Origin of the sequence: Pauljensenia hongkongensis (assembly GCF_001746855.1) — a bacterium.
Taxonomy (GTDB): domain Bacteria; phylum Actinomycetota; class Actinomycetes; order Actinomycetales; family Actinomycetaceae; genus Pauljensenia; species Pauljensenia hongkongensis.
Window position 1 is genome coordinate 1,252,855 of record NZ_CP017298.1, and the last position, 24,070, is coordinate 1,276,924.

The window sequence follows — 24,070 nt, forward strand, 5'->3', positions numbered from 1 at the left end:
CCGGGGGCCGGCGCCGACCCGGTGGAGCCGGCCCCGGCCTCGTCCCGCATGGGGTCCGCGCCCTGTTCGTCGGGGGCGCTCACTTGGACTCGCCCTCGTCCACGATCTCGGCATCGACGACGTCGTCCTCGGACTTCGCCTCCCCGCCGGCGGCCCCGGCCGCCTGCTGCGCCTGGTAGATCTCCTGGCCGACCTTGAGGCTGGTCTCGTTGAGCTTGGCCATCGAGGACTTCACAGCCTCGACGTCGTCGCCCTTGAGGGCCTCCTTGACGGCGTCCACGTCGGCCTGCACGGCGGCGCGGGTCTCCTCGGAGATCTTGTCCGCCTCGTCCTTGAGCAGCTTCTCCGTCTGGTAGACGACCTGCTCGGCGGTGTTGCGGGTCTCGGCGACCTCGCGGCGCGCCTTGTCCTCGGCTGCGTGCTCCTCGGCCTCGCGGACCATGCGGTCGATCTCCTCCTTGGGCAGGGCGGAGCCGCCGGTGATGGTCACGGACTGCTCCTTGCCGGTGCCGCGGTCCTTCGCGGAGACGTGGACGATGCCGTTCGCGTCGATGTCGAAGGTGACCTCGATTTTCGGGACGCCGCGGGGGGCCGGGGCGATGCCGGAGAGCTCGAAGGTGCCCAGCAGCTTGTTGTCGCGGGCGAACTCGCGCTCGCCCTGGTAGACCTGGATGAGCACGGCGGGCTGGCCGTTCTGCGCGGTCGAGAAGACCTCGGAGGCCTTCGTGGGGATCGCGGTGTTGCGGTCGATGAGCTTCGTCATGAACCCGCCCTCGGTCTCGATGCCGAGCGACAGGGGGGTCACGTCGATCAGCAGGACGTCCTTGCGGTCGCCCAGGATGACGCCGGCCTGCAGGGCCGCGCCCACGGCGACGACCTCATCGGGGTTGACGCCCTTGTTGGGCTCGCGCCCGCCGGCCAGTTCCTTGACGACGGCGCTCACCGCGGGCATGCGGGTGGAGCCGCCGACCAGGACGACGTGGTCGATGTCGCCCACGGAGATGCCCGCCTCGCGGATCACGTCGTGGAAGGGGCGCTTCGTGCGGTCGAGCAGGTCCGAGGTCATCTCCTCGAACTTCGCGCGGGTGAGGCTCTCGTCCAAGTGGATGGGGCCGTCGGCCGTCATCGACAGGTACTGCAGGGAGATGTTCGTGCTGGTGGCGCTGGACAGCTCCTTCTTCGCCTGCTCGGCCGCCTCCTTGAGGCGCTGGAGGGCGACGGGGTCCTTGGACAGGTCGGCGCCGGTCTTCGCCTTGACCTGGTCGATCAGCCAGGTGACGATGCGCTGGTCCCAGTCGTCGCCGCCCAGGTGGTTGTCACCGGAGGTGGCGCGCACCTGGATGGTGGAGAAGCCGTCGTCGTCCTTGCCGATCTCCAGCAGGGACACGTCGAAGGTGCCGCCGCCGAGGTCGAAGACCAGGATGAGCTCGTCCTCCTTGCCCTTCTCGAGGCCGTAGGCCAGGGCGGCCGCGGTGGGCTCGTTGACGATGCGCTCGACCTTCAGGCCGGCGATCTGGCCGGCGTCCTTGGTGGCCTGGCGCTGGGCGTCGTTGAAGTAGGCGGGGACGGTGATGACGGCCTCGGTGACGGGCTCGCCCAGGTACGCCTCGGCGTCCGCCTTCAGCTTGGCGAGGATGCGGGCGGAAATCTCCTGCGCGGTGTACTCCTTGCCGTCGATCGCGACGGTCCAGTCGGTGCCCATGTGGCGCTTGACCGAGGAGATCGTGCGGTCGACGTTGGTGACCGCCTGGCGCTTGGCGATCTCGCCGACCAGGACCTCGCCGGTCTTGGAGAAGGCGACCACCGACGGGGTGGTGCGCGATCCTTCGGCGTTCGGGATGATGGTGGGCTCGCCGCCCTCGAGGACGGCGATGGCGGAGTTGGTGGTACCGAGGTCGATGCCGACTGCGCGTGCCATATTCGTGTTTCCTTTCGTCCGGGCGCGGCACCTTGGGCGCGCGCCCCTTGTGGTCTGTGGTCCGGGCCCGCGGGTCCGAACATCCTTGAGTCTCTTGCGCTCAACTTTAGGCGAGGGGTTTTCGGTGCGCAACCCGACCGTCCCAAACTTGAGTCTGATGTACTCAACTTCATCGGGCGCCGATTATTCCCGGTCCTGCCCGATGGAGGAGTGCCGTGCGCCACGCGCCCGGGTGCGCCGGACCCCCGGGCCTCGAAGGGTCCGGGGGTCCAGTGCGTCCCGCGGGACGTGCGCTCAACCGGTCAGTGCTCAGCCGCGCGCCCGGCGCGTCGCGATGAGCCCGCCGCCCGCCACGAGCAGGCCGAGTGCCGCCAGGGAGGCGACGAGGCCATCGGCCCCCGTCCTGGCCAGGGCGGAGTCCTCCGCGGCGCCGGGGCCACCGGGGGCACCGGGGCCACCAGGGCCGTCAGAGGGGGCACCGCTGGGGCTGGGCGACTCGGAAGGGGCAGGGCTGGGGCTGGGCGACTCGGAAGGGGCAGGGCCCGGTGCGGGCGTGTAGGTGTTGGTCACCTCGACCACCGCGACCCCACCGGCCTCGACCACCACGGGGCCGATCGCGGAAGTCTGCAGGGCGAAGCCGTCGACGGAGGCGTCCCTCTCGGTCACCGTGCAGGTCGCGCCGGCCGGGATGTCACGGGACACCTTGGTGTCGCCCGCGGCGACGTCCAGGATCGAGCCCGAGGTCCCGGCCGGGTCGTCGCACACGTAGTCGAAGGAGAACGTCTTATCCGCCGGGATGTCGCCGACGACCTTCTTGGTCACGGCGATGTTGCCCGGGGCCGGGGTGTAGGTGTTGGTCATGAGGACCGCGGCGACCTGGCCGGCCTCGATCGGAACGGGGTCGATCACGGCCGGCTCCAGGATGAAGCCGTCCACCGTGGCGTCCCTCTCGGTCACCAGGCACTCAGCACCAGCGGGGATGTCGCCGGACTCCTTGGTCTCGCCGTCGGCGACGTCCAGGATCGAGCCCGAGGTCCCGGCCGGGTCGTTGCACACGTAGTCGAAGGAGAACGTCTTGCCCGCCGGGATGCCGCCGACGACCTGCTTCGTCACCGAGATCCTGCCGGGGGCCGGGGCGACCGTGTTCGTCAGGGAAACGGCCGAGGCCGTGTTCTCGACGATGCTGAGGGCAAGCTCTGAGACCGCGGTCTGGGAGCCGGCGCTGAAGACGGGATCCCCCTGCCAGCGCAGCGCGGCGGGCAGCTGGGCCGAGTCGAGGGACTCGGTGAGCGTCACCTTGGTGCCCTTGGGGAAGGCGGCACCGGCCACGCCCTGCTCGACGGGGACCTCCATCGTGTAGGGGTTCGCCCCGCCCGCCGGCGCCGTCCACTCCGGGTGGATGTTCGGGTCCCATCCAGTCGGCAGCTCGTAGGCGACGTTGACGGTGACGGCGGTGCCCGCGGGGATCTGTCCCGCGTCGGCGCCGACCTGGGCGCCGAGGACGAACTTCTTCACGCCGAAGGCGCCGTAACCGGGTTTCATCTCAACGGTGTAGGTGATCGGATCGTGGTAGCTGATGGCCGAGGTGATCGGCCCTTCCGTGTCGCCGACCAGAGTCGCGCTGTTCGTGTACTGCTTCTCGGGCACGACGGGCCCGTCGATCTTCGAGGAGTAGACGATCTCGTAGTTGATCGCCGGGTCGAAGTCGCCGTCGGTGCGGGTCAGCGTCACAGTCGCGGACTTGCCGTCCTCGGAGATGGTGCGCTCCAGGGCGTAGTTGCCGTAGGCCGTGTTGATGCCGGGCTGGCCGACCCGGGCGACCGTGGGGTACTGGTTCGGGGCGCTCTTGGGGTCCACCCGGACGTACCAGGTGGAGTCGTCGGCCAGCAGCGCCTGCCCGTCGGCGCCGAGGACGTCGTTGAAGACGGCCTTGTTGGCGTAGGTGCCCGCGGGCATACCCGAGCGCTCGGAGAGGCGGCGGCCCGAGCCGGTGATGTGCCAGTTGATCTGTGTGGAGTCGCGCTTAAGGGAGTTGGCGTACTTGCCGACGTTCTTCTCCGTCCACAGGCGCTGGACGATGGGCTCGTCGTTGGGGTTGGGCACCTGGGCCTCGACGCCGTTGGCGCTGAAGGGGAGCTTGGTGAGCGGGGTCTCCTTCTGGGCCATGAGCATCTGGCTCATCGTCCCCTTCACGTCGGTTTGGGCGGCGATCGCGTCGTTGAAGGTGCAGGTCATCACATCGGCGGCGGTCACGCAGTCGCCCACCTGGACATCGCCCACCATCAGCGGGTCGGAGCGCCCGACCTCGCGGAAACGGTAGTAGTGGGTGATGTCGGGCTGCGCGGCGCCCGTGGCGGGCAGGCCGACCGTGAAGGAGTCGCCGGGCTGGGGGTCGGCGTTCGTGGCGTCCCACTCGACGCGCATCCTCACCGGGTCCTCGACCTGGGCGCCCGCCCCCGGGATCTCCACGCCGTCCTTGTCCGAGAGGACCAGCGGCTTGATCGAGACCTCGATGTCCGGGTTGGCGGCGGCCTCGGCGGGCGCGGCCGAGTAGACGCCGAGCGCCCCCATCCCGGTCGCGGCGAGGGCCAGCGCCGAGGCGCCGACCACCGCCCTCGCCCACCTCGTGCGGAACATAGTCATCAGTTCTTCCTCCGTGCGGTTCGATTCGGAACGTGCGGCCGCGAGTGCCCGCGCCCATCACAGTTACCGGACACAGTAAGTGGGAAAGCGTATTGAGGGCCAACTGGGCCGGCGACGAACACTGACCGGCGGACAGGGGTTGGGCGCGCGACCGGGGGCGGCCGCACCCGCTTGTCGAAGTTCCAACGATCCGCTCCCGTTTTTTCGCTTTCCACGCAGCCGGTATCCAGCCGTATGCTCTTGGTCACAGTGGGGGCCCTTTATCACGGCCTCTGGGAATGGCGCCCGTCACTCCGCTTCCGCTACACTGTGACCGCTTCCAAACCGGAGCACCCCGTCAACTCAACGGAGACTTGATGTTCCCCACACGAAGAGCGGTCGGCGCAGCCCTGGCCGGCCTCGCCACCCTAGGAATGGCAGGAACCGCCATGGCCGATCCCACCCCCGTGCCCGCCGCAGATCCGGCGTACTCGATCCCCGCCGCCATCCCCGCCTCGGGAGTCGACAAGGTCGCCTCCTGGCAGGACATGAAGTTCGCCATGTTCATCCACTGGGGCGTCTACTCCCACTACGCCGGGTGGTACAAGGGCGAGAAGCAGGAAGTCGGCTACCCCGAGCAGATCAAGGCCTGGGGCCACCAGCAGACCTGGGACCGGCGGATCCCCCTGCAGGGGATCCCGCGCGACGAGTACCTGGCCACCGCCCAGGCCTTCGACGCCGCGGACTTCGACGCCACCGCGTGGTGCCAGCAGGCCAAGGACACCGGCATGAGGATGCTGCTCATCACCTCCAAGCACCACGACGGCTTCGCCATGTGGGACACGGCCACGACCGACTACAACTTCACCAAGCAGTCCCCCTCCCACCGCGACCCCCTCCTGGAGCTGTCGCAGGCCTGCAAGCAGGTCGGCATCAAGTTCGGCCTCTACTTCTCCAACATCGACTGGGAGAAGCAGCCCGAGAACCCGTGGATGAACGACAACACCCTCGACGAAGAGGGCTACATGGACTACATCCACGCCCAGCTCAAGGAGCTCCTGGGCGGCAAGTACGGGGACATCGCCGAGCTCTGGTACGACATGGGCAAGCCCAACCCCGCCCAATCGGACCAGCTGCGCGCCTGGGCCCACGAGCTGCAGCCGGGCATCATGATCAACTCGCGCGTCGGCAACGACCGGGCGGACTTCGAGGTCGGCTGGGACAACGAGCTGCAGACCGAGCAGACCCAGGGCCCCTGGGAATCCGCCGTCTCCATCTTCCCCAAGTGCTGGGGCTACTGCGAGTGGGACGACGCCGCGCCGAAGTTCAAGGACACCGGGTACCCGGACTACTCCGAAGAGGACTGGGACCACATGGTGGACGTCGATAACGAGACGCGACTGCGCAAGGACCCGGACGGCGTGGCCAAGAAGACCACCGAAACCCTCACCAACCTCTTCAACACCGCCGCCCTGGGGGGCCAGTTCCTGTTCAACGTCGGCCCCAAGTTCGACGGCTCCTACAACCAGTGGGACGCCTCCGTACTGCGCGCCATCGGCGAGTGGAACGCCGCGCACCCCGGCGTCCTCACGAACTCGCGCCCCGCGTACTTCCCCATCGAGGACTGGGGCAAGACCATGGTCGACGACTCCCACATCTACATGGGCGTCGAGAAGTGGGAGGAGGGCGCGGCCATCACCCTCAGGGGCGCCGGCGCCAACACCATCGAGTCCGTCACCCTGGACGGCACCGGCCAGGCGCTCCCCCACGAGGTCAAGGGCAACGACCTGGTCGTCACCCTGCCCGCCCGTCCCGACGACCACCTGCCCGTCATCGCGGTGAAGACCGCCACGGCGCCCGTCTACGTGCCCGTGGGCCTGACCGCCGTGGAGCAGGGGACGACCACCATCGCCGACGCGCGGCTTGAGAAGTTCAAGGCGCCCACCCCCAAGACGGGCGAGACCCAGGTCATCGCGTCACTGACCTCCGGGGACAAGCGCGCCGAGGGCGTCTCCCTGGCCTTCGAGGCGACTGGCCTCACCGACGACTACGCGGCCTACAAGGTCACCGTCGGCGACCAGGAGGTCCGCGGCCTGACCACCGCGGACCTGGCCAAGGGGGTCGGCTCCTTCACACTCGAGGCGGGCCGCACCTACCGGGCGACCCTGTCCTACGACGACCCGTACTACCCGATGAAGGGATTCGGGAAGGACGCGAAGGTCTCCTCGGTCACCGTCACCGCGGCCACTGTGAAGGCCCCCGCCTCGATCGCCGTTTCCCCCGCCTCCGTCACCGCGGGCGGGACGGTGACGATCACGGGCAAGGACTTCACGCCGGGCGGCTCCGTGGCCCTCACCCTGCACTCGGACCCCGTCGGCATCGGGACCGCCACCGCGGGCTCTGACGGCGCGTTCACCGCCGAGGCCACCGTCCCCGCAGGCACCGCCGGGGGCGACCACCAGGTCGTCGCCGTCGACTCCGGGACCGGGGAGTCGGCCAGCGCCCCCTTGGCCGTGGTGGTGCCGGTCCCCGACCCCTCCGGGCAGTCGTCCGACCAGTCGGGCGCAGTGCCCTCCGCTGACGGGGCCTCGCCCAGCGGCCTCGCCCGCACGGGTTCCAGCGCGCTCCCGGTCGTCCTGGGCGCCGCCCTGGCCGCAGGGGCCGGAACCCTCCTGACGCGCCGCAGCCGCAGGGCGCGCTCCTGACCCTGGCCCGCCAGCGCCCGGGGGCCGCTTCCTCCAACGAGGCAGCGGTCCCCGGACCGCGTTGTTCCACGGCTGTTCCACGGCTGTTCCACGCGGGACCGGCGCCCTGGGCCGCGCCGACGGGGCCAGCGCCCGGACCGGCACGTGCGCCCCGGCGGCCACCTCCCCGGCTGCCCCGACGGGCGCCATCATGTCGCGCGTCGACCGCCCCGCCCCGCCCCGGACCACGGCCCGTCCTAGGATGGGTCCGTGCGCTGCGAACACTGGGAGTCGGGGGCGTGCCACTCGTGCGCGCTCATCGAGGCGCCCTACCCGGACCAGCTGGCCGACAAGGCCCGCTCGGTGCGCGCCGCCCTGGCGTCCGTCCCCGGCGCCCCGGGCATCCGGTGGCTGTCCCCCGTCGCGTCGGAGCCCAGGGGTTTCCGCACCTCGGCCAAACTCGTCGTCGGCGGCACCGCCCGGCGCCCCTCGCTGGGAGCCCTGGGACCCGACCGCAGGGGCGTCGACCTGCCGGGGTGCCCCATCCAGCACCCGGCGGTCAACCGCGCCTCCGTCGGCCTCAAACGCTTCATCCGCGCCCTCTCGCTGACCCCCTACGACGTGCCCACCAGGCGCGGGGAGCTGAAGAACATCCTCATCACCGTCGGCGCCGACGAGCGCCTCATGGTGCGTTTCGTCCTGCGCTCGCGCGACCGCGTGGCCGATATCCGGCGCGCCCTGCCCCACCTGCGGCAGTTGGTCCCCTCCGTCCACGTCGTCACTGCGAACATCCACCCCGCCCACGAGGCGCGCGTCGAAGGGCCCGAGGAGATCGTCCTCACGCGCAGACGCACCCTGCCCCTGGACGCGGGCGGGCTCCGCCTGGAACTGGGGCCGCGCTCGTTCACGCAGACCAACGCCGCGGTCGCGGGGCGCCTCTACCGCCAAGCCGCGCAGTGGGCCTCACTGCCCCTGCCCGGCGGCGCCGCCCCCTCCTCCCTGTGGGACCTGTACTGCGGCGTCGGGGGCTTCGCCCTGCACGCCTCCCACGCGGGCGTGCCAGCCGTGACGGGCGTCGAAGTGTCCGAGGCCGCCATCGCCTCGGCGATCAGCCGCGCCAGGGCGCTCGGGCTCACGCGCGACCAGGCGCGCTTCGTCGCCGACGACGCCACTGCGTGGGCGCGCGCCCAGTCGGCCTCCGGGGCGCCCGACGTGGTCGTCGTCAACCCCCCGAGGCGGGGCATCGGCCTGGAACTGGCCTCGTGGCTGGACGGTTGCACGGCCCCGCGCGTCATCTACTCCTCGTGCAACCCCACCACCCTCGCCAAAGACCTGGCGGCCATGCCCTCTTTGCGCACGACCCACGGCCGCGTCTTCGACATGTTCCCCCACACGGCGCACGTGGAGGCCGCCGTGCTGCTCGAGCGGACTGGCGGCAGCCGGTGAGGGAGATCGGCACAACCAGGCCGTGTGGTCTGATTCCGGTTCCCTGTGCGCGCGGTTGTGGGGAGGGACTGCGCGTGCGGCTCGTTGTCGGCGCTTTGCGCGGCCCCCTGCACCGCGCTGCGGAATCCGCCCGCTGCTGCGCCACTTAGCGCTCCATTGCACCACTTAGCGCGCCACTGCACCACTTGGGCCCGAGCGGGTCCTGGTTCTCCCGGCGTGTCGGGGCCTAAGTGGTGCGGGCAGTGTCTAAGTGGTGCAGGTGCGGGCAATCCACCCGACAGCCGCAGGCCGACAAGCGCTCGGCAACCGGGACGGACAAGCACCCTAGACTATTGCACGTCAACCAGAACCCCGACCGGAAGGCCCATCACCATGAGGATCGAACATGTCGCGATGTATGTGAACGACCTCGAGGCCGCCCGCGACTTCTTCGTGCGCTACCTCGGCGGCCGCTCCAACGACGGCTACCACAACACGACCACCGGTTTCCGCTCGTACTTCATCAGTTTCGACGACGGACCGCGCCTCGAGGTCATGACGAGGCCGCGGATGGCCGACGACCGCAAAGACCCCAATCGCACGGGCTACGCCCACATCGCGTTCTCCGTCGGGAGCAGGAAGGCGGTCGACGAACTGACCGCAGCGCTGAAAGCCGCGGGATACACGGTCGTCAGCGGCCCCAGGACGACCGGTGACGGCTACTACGAGAGCTGCGTCGTGGCCGTCGAGGGGAACCAGGTCGAGATCACGGTCTGACGCCGTCCCCGCCCTGCCCCAGCACCACGACGTTCTTGCCGGGCGCAGCGCCCCGGACCGCCGAGGAAGGGCCGCCCGGGACGCCAGGAGCGGCCGCCCCGAACAAGGGGTGGACTCCATGGGCCCGCCCGATAAAATGGACGCGACCGTTAGGAGAACTATGTCCGTCGAGCTACTCACCACCCCCACACCCGAACTCGTCGAGGCCATGGGGCGCCTGCTCCCCCAGCTCTCGCGCAGCGCCTCCCCCCTGGGCGCCGACGACGTGGAGCGCCTGCTCTCCCAGGGGGGCGTCCACCTCTTCGTGTTCCGCCCCGACTCGGCCGACGCCTCGGGCGAGCGCCCGGTCCTGGGCATGCTCTCACTGGCGGTCTTCGAGATCCCCACGGGCGTGCGCGCCTGGATCGAGGACGTCGTCGTGGACTCCGGCGCGCGCGGCCACGGCGCGGGCCTGGCGCTGGTCGAGGCCGCCCTCGAGCACGCCAAGGGCATCGGGGCGCGCACCGTCGACCTCACGTCGCGCCCCTCCCGCGAGGCCGCCAACCGCCTCTACCGGCGCGCCGGATTCGTCCAGCGCGAGACCAACGTGTACAGGGTGGCGCTGGACGGGCAGTGACTCAGAACTCCTCGTAGCGGGCCGGGTCCTGGTCCGCCTGGCGCCCGTCCGGGCGCCCGAGGGCCGAGATCCTCCCCATCTGCTCCTCGGTGAGGGAGAAGCCGAAGACATCGAGGTTCGCGGCCTGGCGCGACGGAGTCGCCGACTTGGGCAGGGGGATGGTGCCCAGCTGGTAGTGCCACCGCAGGATGAGCCGCGCGGGGCTGACCCCCGCCTCGTCCGCCAGGGCGGTGATCGCCGGATCCTCGACGGCCTTGAGTTTGCGGGCCAAGGGGCTCCAGCTCTGCGTGCGCACGCCGACCGAGGCGTGGTAGGCCAGGGCGTCGGCCTGCGGGAAGTAGGGGTGCAGCTCGATCTGGTTGACGCTGGGCAGCGCGCCGACCTCGTCGCGCAGGCGGTCGATGTGCTCGGGCAGGAAGTTGCACACGCCGACCGAGCGGATCAGCCCCCTCCCGCGCAAGTCGACGAGGGCGCCGAACGCCTCCACGTACAGGCCCCGCCCCGGGTTCGGCCAGTGGATGAGGTACATGTCCCAGTAGTCCAGACCGGCCCGCAGCAGCGACTCCTCCACCGTCGCGACCGCCCGGTCGTAGTGCTGGCAGCGGCCCGGCAGCTTCGACACGAGGCGCAGCTCCTCGCGGGGCACGCCGCAGCGGCGCGCCGCCTCGCCGAGGATCCCCTCGTTCTCGTAGTTGAAGGCGCTGTCGAGCAAGCGGTAGCCGGTGCGCACCGCGCTCACCATGGCGTCCACTCCCCCGCTCCCGCGCAGGCCGTAGGTCCCGAACCCCACTGCGGGAAGATCGGAACCGTCATTGAGGACGTAAGAGGGCACTGTCAACTCGTTCATCCGCCAAGCATATGCCACCGCGCCGGGCCGCTTCCGCGACGGTGGGCCCGGGCCGCGCCACGCGCATGCCGTCGCGCCCCGCCGGCCCTACCATTGGGGCATGGCCACACTCGAACTCGATGACGTCCACGCGAACGCGGTCGACTACCAGCACTTCCTCCTCGACTCCCCCAGCCCCTACCACGCGGCCGACCTGGTCGCCCAGCGCCTCGTCGACGCGGGTTTCACCCTCCAGGACGAGCGCGAGGCGTGGGACGCCTCCCCCGGCGGACACGTCATGGTGCGCGGGGGCGCCGTCGCCGCCTGGATGGTCCCGCCGCACGTCGGCGACTCCGCCGGGTTCCGCGTCGTCGGCGCCCACACGGACTCCCCGGCCCTGTCGGTCAAGCCCTCCGTCCAATCGACCACCCCCGACGGGTGGGGGATGGTCGACGTCGAGATCTACGGCGGAATGATGTGGAACTCGTGGCTGGACCGCGAGCTCACCATCGCGGGGCGCCTCATCACCACCTCCGGGCGGGCCGTGCTGGCGCGCACCGGCCCCATCGCGCGCATCCCCCAGCTGGCGATCCACCTGGACCGCTCCGTCAACGACTCCCTGTCCCTGGACCCCCAGCGCCACCTCCACCCCGTGTGGACCGTGGACTCGTCGGCGGGCCTGCTCGACCACATCGCCCGCGCCTCGGGCCTGTCGGGCGCGGACGAGGTCGCCTCCTTCGACCTGATCCTCACCCCCTCCCAGGGGCCCAGTTTCTTCGGCGAGGACGGGCAGTTCGTTGCCGCTTCCCGCCAGGACAACCTCTCGTCGGTCCACCCCGCCCTGGTCGCCATGGAGCGCCTGGCCGGGGCGGCGCCCGAGGCGGGGGACGTCGTCGTCCTCGCGTGCTTCGACCACGAGGAGGTCGGCTCCCAGACGCGCACGGGCGCGGGCGGGCCTGTCCTGGAGACGGTCCTGCGCCGCACCGCCCAGGCGCTGGGGCGCACCCCCGACGGGCACGAGCGGATGCTCGCGTCCTCCTCGTGCGTGAGCGCCGACGCGGCGCACTCCGTGCACCCCAACTACGCCGACCGCCACGACCCCCGGACCCGCCCGGTCATGGGGCGCGGGCCCGTGCTCAAGATCAACTCGAAGCAGCGCTACGCGACCGACGCCGAGGGCGTGGCGCTGTGGGCGCGCGCGTGCGCGGCCGCGGGCGTGGCCTCCCAGGACTTCGTGTCGAACAACGCGATGCCCTGCGGGACCACGATCGGCCCCATCACGGCCGCGCGCCTGGGCATCCCCACCGTCGATGTGGGCGTGCCCCTGCTGTCCATGCACTCCGCACGGGAGATGAGCCACATCGGCGACCTCCACGCCCTGTCGCGCGCGCTGGAGGCCTACTGGTGCGGCGCCTAGCCAGGAGGGCATGAGCGGCGGCACTCGTTCCGCAGCGCCGACAGTGCCCTCGTCCTGCACGCGGCCCCGGAACGCCTCCGCCCCGCAAGCAGCCCCCTCGTCCTACACGCGGCCCCCGCTTCCCGTTCCCACGGGCAGCGGGGGCCTGGCTGAGGGCCCGCCGGATCGGAGCGGGCCGCAGGGGCGTCAGAGGGCGGAGACGGCCTTGACCTCGACGGGGACGTTCCCGCGCGTCGCCTTGGAGTAGGGGCACAGCTCGTGCGCTTTGTCGGCGAGGGCCTGGACCCGCGCGGTGTCCGCGCCGGGGACGAGGACCTCGATGACGGCGGTCAGCGCGAAGGAGCTGCCCTCAGGGCCGATGCCGATGGTCGTGCGCACCACGGACTCGGAGATGTCGAGGCCGAAGTCCTTGGCGACCAGGCCCATCGCCCCCTGGAAGCAGGCGCCGTAGCCCATGGCGAAGAGCTGCTCGGGGTTGGAGCCGCCGCCCGGGCCGCCGAGCTCCACGGGGGCGCGCAGGTCGAGGGCGAGCTCGGGGTCGGCGGTGGTGGCGCGCCCGGCGCGGCCGCCGGTCGATTGCGCGGTGACGGAGTAGGCGATTCTCGTTGGTGTGTTCATACGTCCATCTCACCACTAGGACTCAAGTCCCACAAGGGGGCGTCCGCGTTTCACACGGGTTCCGTGAGGAACACCGCACTGGGCTCGCCGGACAGGGCCCGGGCGATCGTCCGCGTGAAACGCGTGTTCATCGGCGGCAGGCGGTCCGCGCGGACGAAGCGCGCCTCCGTGTTCTCCCCGTCGGCGGGCTCCGGGCGCCCCTCCGCCCACTCGCACGCGAAGGCGACGTCGAGGTAGGTCGTGACATCGCCGTTGACGTAGGTCACCGGGCCGACGACCTCCACGGAGAGCAGGCGGGTGGGGCGGGCGACCACGGTGGTCTCCTCCAGGACCTCGCGGGCGGCCGCCACGGCCGGCTCCTCGCCGGGGTCGACGATGCCGGTGACGGGCGTCCACGCGCCGTTGTCCGCGCGGCGCACGCACAGCACCTCCACCTCGCGGGGATCCACCCGGGCCGAGGACCACCCCGGTGCCGGGGAGCCCTCCGCGCGGCGCAGGACGACCGCCGTCGTGCCCGGCATCCACAGCGGGGCGTGGCCGACGTGGCGGCGCAGTTCGAGGACGAAGTCGGGTGTTGCCATTGGGAGCCTCACATGAAGGTCGTGATGAGGGGGACGAGCAGGATTTTCACGATGATGGAGAAGGCGAAGAGGGTCGCGTAAGCCGCTTCGACGCGCTCGTCCACGACGCGCGCGTCAGCCGCCTGGAGCACGGCGGGCTGGCCGAGGAACCCGGCCACTCCCCCAGCGGCGCGCGCGGAGGACAGTCCCAGGAAGCGCCCGGCCAGGGCCTGGGCGGCGCAGCACACCGCGACGATGACGAGCGCGAGGAGCGCCGCCCTGCCCCCTTCGCCCCCTTGGAGCAGCGCCGCCATCTGCGGGCCCGCGTTGAGCCCCAGGGCGGCCAGGAAGAGCATGAGCCCGATCTGGCGGATCGTGAGGTTCGCGGCCGCGGGGAGCGTCCACACCAGGGGCCCCGTCCGCCGCAGGGCGCCCAGGACCATGCCGACGATCAGGGGCCCGGCGGCGGAGCCCAGCTGGAAGGAGGAACCCCCGGGCATGGGGAAGGACACGACGCCGAGCAGCATCCCCAGGACCATGCCGATCCCGAACGCCATGGCGTCGACTTCGGCGACCCGGCGCTCGGAGTCGCCCAGCCAGTCGGAGATGGCGTCGAGCTCCTCAATGGGCACGACGACGGCCAGGTGGTCCCCGAGCTGCAGGTCGAGGTCGTCGCGGGCCAGCAGGTCGAGGTCGCCCCTGCGCACCCGCGTGATGGCCGCGCCGAAGCGCTTGGCGACGTTGAGCTGGGACACCGGCCTTCCGGCCACGTCGGGGTTGGACACGAGGATCCGCTCGAAGGCGACGTCGCTGCGGTCGTCCTCGAGGCGGTGCCCCAGGATCTCGCCCACGTCGCGCGCGGCCTCCTCGACGCTGGCCGCGTCGCCGACCATGAGGACGTGGTCCCCCGCCAGCAGGTCCTCACCGGGGGCGACGACGCGGGTGCGCTCCCCCCGCCGCAGGTAGGACATGCGGATGCGCTGCTCGCGCCAGGCGGCGATCTGGCGCATGTTGATCGTGTCGGCCACCAGGACCGTCACGGTCTCCAGGTTCCCGCCCGCCAACGAGGGCGTGTCCCGCTCCCCCGCCCACCGCCGGGTCACGGTCATCGTGACGACGAGGATCCCCACGACGACCCCGATCGGGTAGCCGAACGCGTACCCGACCGCCGCCTGCGGATCGCCGGTGACCCTGGTCGCGGCGTCGAGGGCCGGGGCGGCGGTCAGCGCACCCGTGAAGAGCCCCGTGGTGAGGCCCTCGCCGAGGCCGAGCACCCGCCCGCCAGCGAGCGCCAGGACCGCCCCCGCGAGGCACACGGCGGCGCAGGACGCCAGGAGGCCCGTTTGCTTGCGCAGATCCTGGAAGAAGGTCGCGCCCGCCGAGATGCCGACCGTGTAGACGAAGAAGGCGAGGCCGATCTGCTGGACGATGCGCATGTCCTCCCCCGCCGTCTCAGGGACCGAGGCGGAGAGGAGGAGCCCGACGAAGAGGGCGCCGGCCGCTCCGAAGCGCAGGGGCCCGAAGCGGATCGCGCCGAGCGCCGCCCCCAGTCCCACCACGAGGAATAGAGCGAGGAGGGGGTGCGTCTGGAGGAGGGCGATCATGGCCCAAGACTACCAATCCCGCGCATCGGAGCCGTCTCACAACGATGCGCGCGATTCTGCGCATCCGGTAGGATCCTCCTGGTATTCCACGACATAGTGAAGGAGAAGCTGTGAGCACACCCGTTCCAGGCTGGTACTCGGACCCCGCAGGTTCTGGCCGACTGCGCTGGTGGAGCGGCACCGAATGGACCGAGCAGTTCCAAGACGCCCCCGCCACCGCGGCCCCCTCCGCCGAGCCGCTCGCCACTGGCGCGGTCCCGCAGGCGGTGGACAGCGCCGCAGCCCCCTCGGCCCAGCAGGAGCCCTTCGGCGCGGCCACCGCCGCCGACGGCGCCGGACGCAAGGATCCGGCACCCAGCAAGGGCATGCTGATCGCCTGCATCGCGGCATGGGCCGTCGCAGTCGTCCTCTGCGTGGCCATGACCATCTCCCTGGGCGCCTTCAACAAGGCGGGCAGAACCGTCGAGGAGTCCCAGCAGGGCGTCACCGACGCCCAACAGGCCGTCGACGACGCGAACAGCCTCGACCTCAGCGGGAATGGAGAGAACGAATGAGCACGAACAGCACCGGATCCCCGTACACGCCCGGCGCCCAGGACCCGCAGGCCTCCCCCTACGGGACGGACCCGCGTCCGGTCGGCGCCCAGCCCCCCGCCGCGCCCGCCCCGAAGAAGAGCAGGGGACTCGCCATTGCGACGATCGTCGGCGCGGCCCTCAGCGTTGTGCTGCTGGTCGTCACCATCGTCCTCGTGGTCGGCGCCCGCAACCGCAACGACGAGGCGCGCAACCTGGACGCGCAGGCCTCGCAGTTGGAGCACCAGGCGGTCGAGATCAAGGCGCAGAAGGTGTGCGACGAGATCACCCGCGACAACCGCAGTACGGCCGCGTCACTGTTCCGCGCCTACCCCGATGCCCATCAGGACATCGCGAGCGCCATGCAGAGGCTCTGCGGCGACAAGTACAAGACGGCGAAGGCGGTCGCCGGGATCCCAACCACCGACAAGACTGTTTTCGACAGCAGCGAGTTCGAGTGCGTCCTCGACGCGGGCGGCTCCACAGTCACCATCACGGCAACGCTCGCAGTAACGCAGAACGACAAGTTCGACGGCATCGGTTCCGTTGATCTGTGGGTGAAAGCGGGCTTCGTGGAGAACAAACTCCCGTTCGCCCCCTTCACCCATTCCGAGGTCGTCGCGACACCGACCACGGTTTCCGTTGGTTCTTCCTCTACGGTCACGGCAACAGTCTCTTACGATCCTTCGTACGGGCAGTACTGCGGAGTCCAGATCGATTCGTGGTGGCCGACGGACCAGTGAGGCCGCTGACCGCCCCCGGCGGACGTCCCGCTGGCGCATCGGCCGGATAGCCGCGAACCGGTCGGGGCATGGCGGCAGAAGCGGGCGTGAGAGGGCGTCCCATCTTCGGATGGGACGCCCTCGGTGCCGACCGCGGTCACCGGCACTGACGACGGTCAAGGCGCCAGCGCGCGTTATACCCCCTTCGCGGTGCCGCCAACCCCCTCACAGCGCCAACGACTCGCGCCCCTACCCGGGCACGCCCTAGTCGATGCGGCGCAGCCGTTTCTGCCCGCGCGGAGTGAGGACGATGGCGACGACTCCGCACAGGGCGGGCATGCCGACGAGCATGCCGATCAGCGCCGACCAGGGGATCACAGGGGTCAGTGTCGACAACTCCGGGAAGACCTGCGACCTGGCGACGGCGAGCACGGCGAGCACACCCACGATGAGCCCTGACAGGACGGCGGCGGGGATGCAGTTGAGGGCGAGCACGAGGCCCTGCCAAGTGGTGACGTGGCGGCGCATCGAGGGGCCCGCCCCGATGGCGTCGAGGGTGTCGAGGTCGGGGCGCATGTCCGAGGCGGAGAGCGCGACGACGAGCGCCACCGTCGCGCCCGCGGCGACGACCGCGATGAAAGCCGCGATGTAGGGCAGCAGCACGGAGCGCACGGAGGGCACGAGGACGGTGACAGAGGCCCCCGGCGCCTCGCGGGCGATCTGGGTCGTGAAGGCGCTCGCGCTGAAGGGGCCGATGGGGTTCTGGACGGTGAGGAGCTGCCCCAGGGGCCGGGCGGCCAGGCCGAGCTGCGAGGCGGCCTGCGGCGAGAGGACGACGACGTTGAAGTCGGTGAACGGCGTGGCTTTGAAAGCGACCGTCTGGATGACGGAGGCGAACGGCAGGTTCGAGGTCTGGCCGGCGGCCCTCGCCTTGGCGATCTCGGAGAGATCCAGGGAGCTCAGGCGCACTTGGCCCGTTCCGTCGATCAGGGAGGGCTCGGGCACCAGGACGCCCCCGGCCGTGAGGGTGGTGACGGCCCGTACCATCTCGTCTCCGGAGACGATGCCGGACTCGCGCAGGTAGGTGCCGTCGTCGACGATGTAGACGGGGTCGACCTCGTGTATGGGACGGCCCTCGCCGGTGATCTGCGGGATCAGTTGCCCGTCGATGGGGGAGATCGCGCCGACGGAGCGCGTGGGGCCGCCGGGGGCGGAGTTCCACGCCATGCCAGTTAGGGTGACCTCGGAGACGACGGGGTTGACCGAGGCGATGGCGTCGCGGGCGGTGGTGTGGACCTGGCGGGTGCGCAGCACGGACTCGGTCATGTCCGCGTCCTTGACGAACACCCGCCCGCGCGCGCCGACGTGCGCCGTGGCGTTCCAGCCCGCCTCGTTCGACGAGTTGAGCGTGATGAGCAGCGCGCAGGCGACGAACACCGTCGTGAGGATGGAGGCCATCGCCGGGAAGGTGCGGTGCCCGTTGCGCACGGCGTCGCGCAGCGCCAGGCGCATGCTCATGGACGAGCGCCGGTTCGGGGAGCGCCACCGCATGAACAGGTAGGGGATGGACCCGATCAGGCCCGTTTCCAGCAGGGCGATGCCCAGGATGAGCAGCCCGATCTGCCCCAGCCACGCGGCGATCCCCAGGATCGGGAGGGCGGCGAGCAGGACCACAGGGTAGGCCAGGCGCCGCCGGACCAGGCGGGAGGGCTCCCAAGTGCGCCCGCCGATGACTGCGGAGGTGTTGATGTGCGCCGAGGTGTGGGCCGGCGAGACGGACGCCATGATGGACAGCATGAGCGGCAGCAGCAGGGACAGGACGAGGGTCCACCAGGGGATGATCCCGATCCCCAGGCGCGACCAGTGGCCGATCCCCAGGAGCACGCCCACGGAGCCCAGGACGGAGAACATCGCGGCGTAGAGGCCGACGGTGAGGCCGTGGGCGATGGTGAGGCGGCGCCCGTCCGTGTTGTCGCCGCCGTTCGCCACGATCATGGCGGCGGTCCGCATGACGGAGCGCTGCGTGACGGTGAACAGCGGGGACACCAGCAGGATCATCTCGGTGAGGACCAGCAGGATCCCGGCGACGATGAGGAGGTACTGCCAGGGGCTGACGGAACGCGAGGGCTGGGCGTAGGCGGCGATGTCGGGGCTGAGCTGCGAGGCGGGCGGCGGTGAGGCCAGGACCGCGCGGGAGGTGACGCGGAACCCGGAGGCGTTGAGCTCCTCCACCTTGTCCCAGCCGATGGGGACGGGACCGGTCACGTACCAGGAGGTGAAGGTCTTGCCCGCCACGGCGTAGGGGTCGACGCCCAGGGTCCCCGCGCCCGCGACGGCGCGGCGCTCCCCCGGGACCAGCGCGTCGACGACCGCGGTCCCCGTGAGTTTCTTCGTGAGGCGGGACTGCTCGACGGTGACGCCGAGTTCCACGGAGTCGCCCACACCGACCCCGAGTTGGGTGGCCAGGTCCTGGCTGATGACGATCTTGCCCGCGTCCAGGGGCCCGCTGCGCCCCAGTTCGGCCAGGACGGGCACGTCGAGGCGGGGGGTCTGGGTCGCGGTGGCGACGGTGGTCGAGGCCCCGGAGGAGGTGAGGGTGAGCTGGTAGAGGCTGTCCACAGGGGTCAGGGAGTCCTGGTCGGGCACCCACGAGGACAGGGTCGAGGCGTCGACGGAGGCCTCGGCGGAGTCCGCGGCGACGGCGCGCGAGTTCGTGGCGTCCTGGTGGATGGGGCCCGAGGAGTAGTGCGTGGCGACGGCCTGCACGCCCGTGTCGCGGCCGAGCCATTCGGAGGCGACGTAGCGCTGGGAGGTCGTGACGTCCCAGACGGCGACGGCGCCGATCGCCACGATGATGGGCAGGGCGATGAGGATGATGGCAGCGCTGGTGCGCCCGCCGTTCTGGCGGGCGTCACGCGTGGCGATGCGGAGGGCCACCCCCCACCGGCTCAAGCGCTGCCTCAGTCGTGCCATCAGTCCCTTGCCGTCGGATCGCGGAGGAGGTCGCGGATCGAGTCCGTGCGCGAGCGGTCGACGATGTGCCCGTCCCTGAGGAACACCGTGCGGTCCGCCCACGCGGCTATGCGCGCCTCGTGTGTAACGAGGATACCCGCCGCTCCGGCGTCGATATGGTCGCGCAACACCATCATGATCTGTTCGCCCGTGTTCGAGTCGAGGGCGCCGGTGGGCTCGTCGGCGAGGATGACCGACCGGTTGCCCACGAGTCCGCGGGCGATCGCGATGCGCTGGCGCTGGCCGCCCGAGAGGCGCTCGGGGAAGCGGTCCGCGAGGTCGCCCACTCCGACCTCGTCGAGGGCCTCCATCGCGAGGGCGCGGGCTTTGGCGTTCGGCACGCCGTCGAGCTGGAGGGGCATTTCCACATTCTCGAGGGCCGACAGTGAGGGGATGAGGTTGTAGTCCTGGAAGACGTACCCTATCTGGCGCCTGCGCACCTGGGCGCGACGGACCCCGTCCAGGGTGGCCAGGTCGATGCCGTTGATGAAAACGGAACCGCGATTGGGACGTTCGAGGCCGCCGGCGATGGACAAGAGGGTGGACTTGCCCGAGCCGGACGGCCCCATGACAGCGAGAAGCTCGCCGGGTTCAACCTCCAGGTTGATCCCGTCGAGCGCTCGCACGTGGACGTCGTTCGCGCCGAAATCATGTCCGACGCCGCTCATCCTTACTGGATTCGGCCCACCGCTCATCGCGCCGTCGCGGGCTCCGGAACGTTGGCCCAAGTACGGGCACGGCCCTTGGCGGCGGCGAAGGCGGCACGGCGCGCGGCCTCGGAGACCGCGCCGGACTCGATGTGGTCGAGCCAGTTGAGCTCGGCCTCCAGATCGAAGATGTGGCGCTCGAGGATGAGCTTCCACGCGAGCTCGCCCTCGTCGGCACTCGCCTTGAGGCGGGTGACGTCGCGCAGTGCGGACAGGGTCGAGCGGCGCTGCGTCTGGATCATGGCCTCGACGTCGACCGTCGGGTCGGCGGCGGAGACGGCGAGTTTCATGACGAGCTCGTCGCGCTCCGGGTTCTCGCGGGGGACGGGCGTGGCCCACCACGCGTCGAGGACCTCGCGGCCCAGTTCGGTGAGCTCGAAGACCTCGGAGTCGCGGCCGGCGTTCGTCTCCGCGTGGGAGACGACCTGGCCGTCGCGCTCGAGGCGCTGCATGGTCTGGTACACCTGGCCGATGTTCAACGGCCACGCGCCGCAGGTCTGCTCCTCAAACATCTGCTTGAGGCGGTAGACCCCGGCGGGCTGCTGGGCAACGAGGGCCAGAAGGGCATTACGGACTGACATCTGCTCTCCGTTCGTCTTATCCGGTCCCGCTTGGTTGATCTGTAACTACCTTACGCTAGCTCAAGACCTGGGGCTCATATCCGAGCGGGTTACTTGACAATACTCAACAATACTCCGACCGGATGATTAAACGCTAGTTTTCGCCAGAAATCGCTGAAAATCGCTGATTCTGTGCCACCTACTGAGACCCGCGCCGCAAAGTCGGACATATCGGTCAGACATTTCTATGGCGCAGACCACTTTTTCGAGCACCCTTCTGCTACCACCCCGATCCCGACCGGTCGGCAGACCCGGGCCCCAGCGCGCAACGCCCACCACATGGGCAACAACAGACCCAGCGCCCCCATCCGCACGCAGCACCACCCGCCGGGCCCCCTGTGCGGGTAGGATCCCTATCAGGAGGATCACCGATGAACTCACCCACGGCGCCGACCCCGGCCCCGCCACAGCCCCCCACCCCCAGCCTCACCCTTCCCACCGGAAGGGCAATCCCCCAACTGGGCTTCGGCACCTACAAGATCGCGCCCGAGGACGCCTACGACGCCGTCCGCGCAGCCCTCGACACGGGTTACCGGCACATCGACACCGCGCAGATGTACGGGAACGAGGCGGAGGTGGGCCGGGCCATCGAAGCGTCCGGCATTCCCCGCGAAGAGCTATTCGTCACATCCAAGCTCGACAACGGGAACCACCGGCCCGAGGCCGCGGCCGCCTCCATCGCCCGCTCCCTCGAGGACCTCCGCCTGGCCAGCCTCGACCTCTTCCTGGTCCACTGGCCCCTGCCCACCCTCTACGACGGCGACGTCGCCCTTCCCTGGCCGGCCCTGGAGGACGCCTACCGCGCGGGCGAGTGCCTGGCCATCGGCCTGTCCAACTACGAGACCGCGCACATGCGCGCCGTCATGGACCGCGCTGCCGTCAAGCCCCACGCCATCCAAGTCGAGTCCCACCCCTACATGCCCAACTCCACGATCCTCCGCTTCGCCCAGCGCCACCGGATCGTCTTCGAGGCGTGGTCCCCCCTGGCGCGCGGGCGCGCCGCCCGCGACCCCCTGCTGGCCTCGATCGGCGCGCGCTACGGCGCGGAGGCCGCCCAAGTCGCCCTCCGGTGGGCCATCCAGCGCGGCCACGTCGTCTTCCCCAAATCGGTGCGCCCCGACCGCATGGCCGCCAACTTCGACGTCTTCGGATTCGAACTGGCGCCCGCGGACATGGACGCGATCAACGCCCTCAACGAGGGCGAGAAGGGCCGCACCGGCTCCCACCCCGCCACAATGGACAGGATGTGACATGGCCCGTCATCTTTCCAGGGCAGACCGGGCGATCGTCCGCTTGGCGGACGGCACGGTCAAACAGCAGAACCTGCTGACCGGGACGGAGGTGTGGACAGTCCCCGGGCGGGGGCACAGGCCCCTGTCCCTGCCGCCGGCGGTCCGCACCCCCATCGACCACGGGGCGGACGGGCACCACTGCGCCTTCTGCTCCGGGCGCTACCTGGACACACCGCCCGAGAAGTCCCGCCTGGTGCGCGACGCGGACGGCTCGTGGCGCGAGCTGACGGGCCTGAGCGCGGACGCCCTGTCCGAGACGACGGCCGAGTTCCGGCGCATCCCGAACCTCTTCGAGATCGTCTCCTACAACTACTGGCACCTCAACCACGGGCACATGCCCTCCGAGGCGGCGCGCAGGCGCATGGCGGAGTACCTGGCCTCCAGCGCCGGCTACGACCACATCATGTCCGTCGTCCGCGCCCGGATGCTGGCCTCGGGCACCACGCCGGAGGAGTTCGACGCCATCAGCGAGACCAAGAAGCTCCAGGCGGCGAACGGGTTCTTCTCCGGCGGGCACGACCTCATCGTGGCACGGCGCCACTTCGTCGACGGCGCGACCGACACCTCCCAGGTCGCCGGATCGGGCTCCCTCACCCCCGAGGAGCACTACCAGTACACCGCGTACACAGCCCGCACCATGGAGGACCTGTACCACCTGGACCCGGCGGTGCGCTACGTCGCCGCCTTCCAGAACTGGCTCAAACCGGCCGGCGCCTCCTTCGACCACCTCCACAAGCAGCTGGTCGCCATCGACGACCTGGCCGTCCAGACCGAGGCCGAGCTGGACCGCCTGCGCTCCCAGCCCGACATCTACGACATCATCTTCAAGGTCGGCGCCACCCGCAAACTCGTGATCGCCCAGAATGAGCACGCCGTCGCCTTCGCCGGGTTCGGGCACCGCTTCCCGGGGATCGCCGTGTGGCCCCTGCACACCCCCCGCAACCCCTGGGAGGTCGGGCAGGAGCAGATGCGCGCCATCTCCGACCTCCTCCACGCCGCCCACGCCGCCACCGGCGCCTCCGTGCCCTGCAACGAGGAGTGGTACCACCGGCCCCCCGCCGTGGCGACCCCCATGCGCTGGCGCATCCTGCTCAAGTGGCGGATCTCGACCCTGGCCGGGTTTGAGGGCGGCACGCGCATCTACCTCAACACCATCGACCCCTGGCGCGTCGTCGAGAAGACTGTGCCGCGCCTGCTCGAACTGCGCGAGGCGGGCGCCATCGCCCCCATGGCCATCGGCGAGGAGTGCAAGGTCAGTCCGGGGATGCTCGACGACTAGGCCGCGGCCGCGAAACGGGCGCGCAGCGGCTCCGGGGCGGCCTCAGCGGGCTCCCCACGCCGACACGGCGGCGGCCACCGACTGCGGGTCCGCAGTGGTCTCGTCCGCCTCGCGGCCCGAGCCCTGCGACGCCCACGAGGCGCGGGTTCCCTCGCCGGCCCCCGAGTCGAGCGGCGCGGCGGCCCCCGCCTCGGCGAGCGCGCGCTGGGCGGCCCCGCCCTGCAGCCACGCGATCAGGGAGGCGGCGCCGTCGGAGAGGGCTCCCCCCGAGGGCACCCCCGCCGCGTAGAGGGTCCGGGCGATGCACGTCGGGGCGACCGGGGCCCCGTAGCTCTCCGCGCCGGTGTTCGTCAGGGCGGCCGACGCCAGGGAAGCGGGCGCGACGACCAACGGGTACAGGCCCGCCGAGGGGGTCGAGGCGGGGGCCCCGGCCAGGGACGACCAGTAGGAGGCGGTGACGCGGTCGGCGGCGCTCCACTGCGCAAGGGTTTCCCCCGTGCTGGCCCCCACCCGCGGCGACAGGGACGTGGCGAACGCCCCGAGCCCCTGGCCGACCTGCGAGGAGGCGGCCTGCACGAAGGCGCGGCCAACGCTGGTCGAAGCGGGGTCGGGGACGGCCAGGAGCCCCGCGTAGGAGGCGCTGGCGAGCTCCTGGATCGACGACGGCACAGCCAGCATGTTCGCGCTCATCCACGCCCGGTCCGCCACGACGCACACGTCGTCGCGCCCGTAGGCCACAGCGCCCTCGGCGCCCGCCACCTCGGTCCCGGCCGCGGTCCGCACCTGCGGGACCGCCACG

19 protein-coding genes are annotated in these 24,070 nt (G+C 70.9%); 9 read left to right on the forward strand and 10 right to left on the reverse strand.

The features are described 5' to 3' along the window. Window positions 1-79: 79 nt before the first annotated feature. Together dnaK and BH719_RS05220 are read right to left on the reverse strand one after the other, a co-directional pair. Entirely contained in the window at window positions 80-1,918 is a 1,839-nt protein-coding gene (gene dnaK / locus BH719_RS05215; RefSeq protein WP_009743725.1) for a molecular chaperone DnaK, read from the reverse strand. 309 nt (window positions 1,919-2,227) lie between these two features. Further along, entirely contained in the window at window positions 2,228-4,561 is a 2,334-nt protein-coding gene (locus BH719_RS05220) for a DUF5979 domain-containing protein (RefSeq protein ID WP_009743726.1), read from the reverse strand. 356 nt (window positions 4,562-4,917) lie between these two features. Here BH719_RS05220 and BH719_RS05225 point away from each other — a divergent pair, with 356 nt between their 5' ends. The 4 genes from BH719_RS05225 to BH719_RS05240 all read left to right on the forward strand — a co-directional run bounded on the left by BH719_RS05225 (window position 4,918) and on the right by BH719_RS05240 (window position 10,042). Beyond that, entirely contained in the window at window positions 4,918-7,245 is a 2,328-nt protein-coding gene (locus BH719_RS05225; RefSeq protein ID WP_009743727.1) for an alpha-L-fucosidase, read from the forward strand. A gap of 249 nt (window positions 7,246-7,494) precedes the next feature. Continuing rightward, window positions 7,495-8,670: a class I SAM-dependent methyltransferase gene (locus BH719_RS05230; protein ID WP_009743728.1), complete on the forward strand. Its 1,176-nt coding sequence runs from the start codon at window positions 7,495-7,497 to the stop codon at window positions 8,668-8,670. 372 nt (window positions 8,671-9,042) lie between these two features. Further along, complete coding sequence (locus BH719_RS05235) at window positions 9,043-9,426, forward strand: VOC family protein (RefSeq protein WP_009743729.1); 384 nt, start codon at window positions 9,043-9,045, stop codon at window positions 9,424-9,426. A gap of 160 nt (window positions 9,427-9,586) precedes the next feature. After that, window positions 9,587-10,042, forward strand: coding sequence for a GNAT family N-acetyltransferase (locus BH719_RS05240; protein WP_034218747.1), 456 nt, complete (start codon window positions 9,587-9,589; stop codon window positions 10,040-10,042). 1 nt (window position 10,043) lies between these two features. On the opposite strand, the gene BH719_RS05245 is transcribed toward BH719_RS05240, so the two are convergent. Continuing rightward, window positions 10,044-10,889: an aldo/keto reductase gene (locus BH719_RS05245; RefSeq protein ID WP_009743731.1), complete on the reverse strand. Its 846-nt coding sequence runs from the start codon at window positions 10,887-10,889 to the stop codon at window positions 10,044-10,046. A gap of 100 nt (window positions 10,890-10,989) precedes the next feature. On the opposite strand from BH719_RS05245, the gene BH719_RS05250 reads away from it, so the two are divergent. Then, a complete protein-coding gene (locus BH719_RS05250) occupies window positions 10,990-12,285 on the forward strand; it encodes a M18 family aminopeptidase (protein WP_009743732.1) in 1,296 nt (431 codons plus the stop codon). A gap of 186 nt (window positions 12,286-12,471) precedes the next feature. Here the strand turns inward: BH719_RS05250 and BH719_RS05255 are convergent, their stop codons facing one another. The 3 genes from BH719_RS05255 to BH719_RS05265 are packed head-to-tail and all read right to left on the reverse strand — an operon-like array spanning window position 12,472 to window position 15,067. Continuing rightward, on the reverse strand, window positions 12,472-12,903 hold the full coding sequence (locus BH719_RS05255) for an Ohr family peroxiredoxin (protein ID WP_009743733.1): 432 nt from the start codon (window positions 12,901-12,903) through the stop codon (window positions 12,472-12,474). A gap of 50 nt (window positions 12,904-12,953) precedes the next feature. Next, window positions 12,954-13,484 carry an NUDIX hydrolase gene (locus BH719_RS05260; RefSeq protein ID WP_009743734.1) on the reverse strand — a complete coding sequence of 177 codons (531 nt, stop codon included), beginning with the start codon at window positions 13,482-13,484 and terminating at the stop codon, window positions 12,954-12,956. Between the two features lie 8 nt (window positions 13,485-13,492). Continuing rightward, window positions 13,493-15,067: an aspartate:alanine exchanger family transporter gene (locus tag BH719_RS05265; RefSeq protein WP_009743735.1), complete on the reverse strand. Its 1,575-nt coding sequence runs from the start codon at window positions 15,065-15,067 to the stop codon at window positions 13,493-13,495. A 110-nt stretch (window positions 15,068-15,177) separates the two neighbouring features. On the opposite strand from BH719_RS05265, the gene BH719_RS05270 reads away from it, so the two are divergent. Continuing rightward, complete coding sequence (locus BH719_RS05270; protein WP_009743736.1) at window positions 15,178-15,621, forward strand: DUF2510 domain-containing protein; 444 nt, start codon at window positions 15,178-15,180, stop codon at window positions 15,619-15,621. Further along, window positions 15,618-16,382 (forward strand): hypothetical protein, encoded by a 765-nt coding sequence (locus BH719_RS05275; RefSeq protein WP_009743737.1) that lies wholly within the window; start codon window positions 15,618-15,620, stop codon window positions 16,380-16,382. Before BH719_RS05270 ends, BH719_RS05275 begins: the two co-directional genes overlap by 4 nt. Before the next feature lie 243 nt (window positions 16,383-16,625). Here the strand turns inward: BH719_RS05275 and BH719_RS05280 are convergent, their stop codons facing one another. From BH719_RS05280 to BH719_RS05290, 3 genes are read right to left on the reverse strand one after another with little or no spacing between them, the layout of a single operon-like run. Continuing rightward, window positions 16,626-19,334: an ABC transporter permease gene (locus tag BH719_RS05280; RefSeq protein WP_009743738.1), complete on the reverse strand. Its 2,709-nt coding sequence runs from the start codon at window positions 19,332-19,334 to the stop codon at window positions 16,626-16,628. After that, the gene (locus BH719_RS05285) at window positions 19,334-20,041 is read right to left on the reverse strand and encodes an ABC transporter ATP-binding protein (protein ID WP_021612836.1); all 708 of its coding nucleotides are present in this window, start codon (window positions 20,039-20,041) and stop codon (window positions 19,334-19,336) included. Before BH719_RS05285 ends, BH719_RS05280 begins: the two co-directional genes overlap by 1 nt. A gap of 23 nt (window positions 20,042-20,064) precedes the next feature. Continuing rightward, window positions 20,065-20,661: a PadR family transcriptional regulator gene (locus BH719_RS05290; RefSeq protein ID WP_005867289.1), complete on the reverse strand. Its 597-nt coding sequence runs from the start codon at window positions 20,659-20,661 to the stop codon at window positions 20,065-20,067. 410 nt (window positions 20,662-21,071) lie between these two features. Here BH719_RS05290 and BH719_RS05295 point away from each other — a divergent pair, with 410 nt between their 5' ends. Further along, a complete protein-coding gene (locus BH719_RS05295) occupies window positions 21,072-21,950 on the forward strand; it encodes an aldo/keto reductase (protein ID WP_009743741.1) in 879 nt (292 codons plus the stop codon). Between the two features lies 1 nt (window position 21,951). Then, window positions 21,952-23,271 (forward strand): DUF4921 family protein, encoded by a 1,320-nt coding sequence (locus BH719_RS05300; protein WP_009743742.1) that lies wholly within the window; start codon window positions 21,952-21,954, stop codon window positions 23,269-23,271. A gap of 42 nt (window positions 23,272-23,313) precedes the next feature. On the opposite strand, the gene BH719_RS05305 is transcribed toward BH719_RS05300, so the two are convergent. Then, the coding region (locus tag BH719_RS05305; RefSeq protein WP_173647180.1) for a thiamine ABC transporter substrate-binding protein at window positions 23,314-24,070 on the reverse strand (757 nt) is incomplete at its 5' end.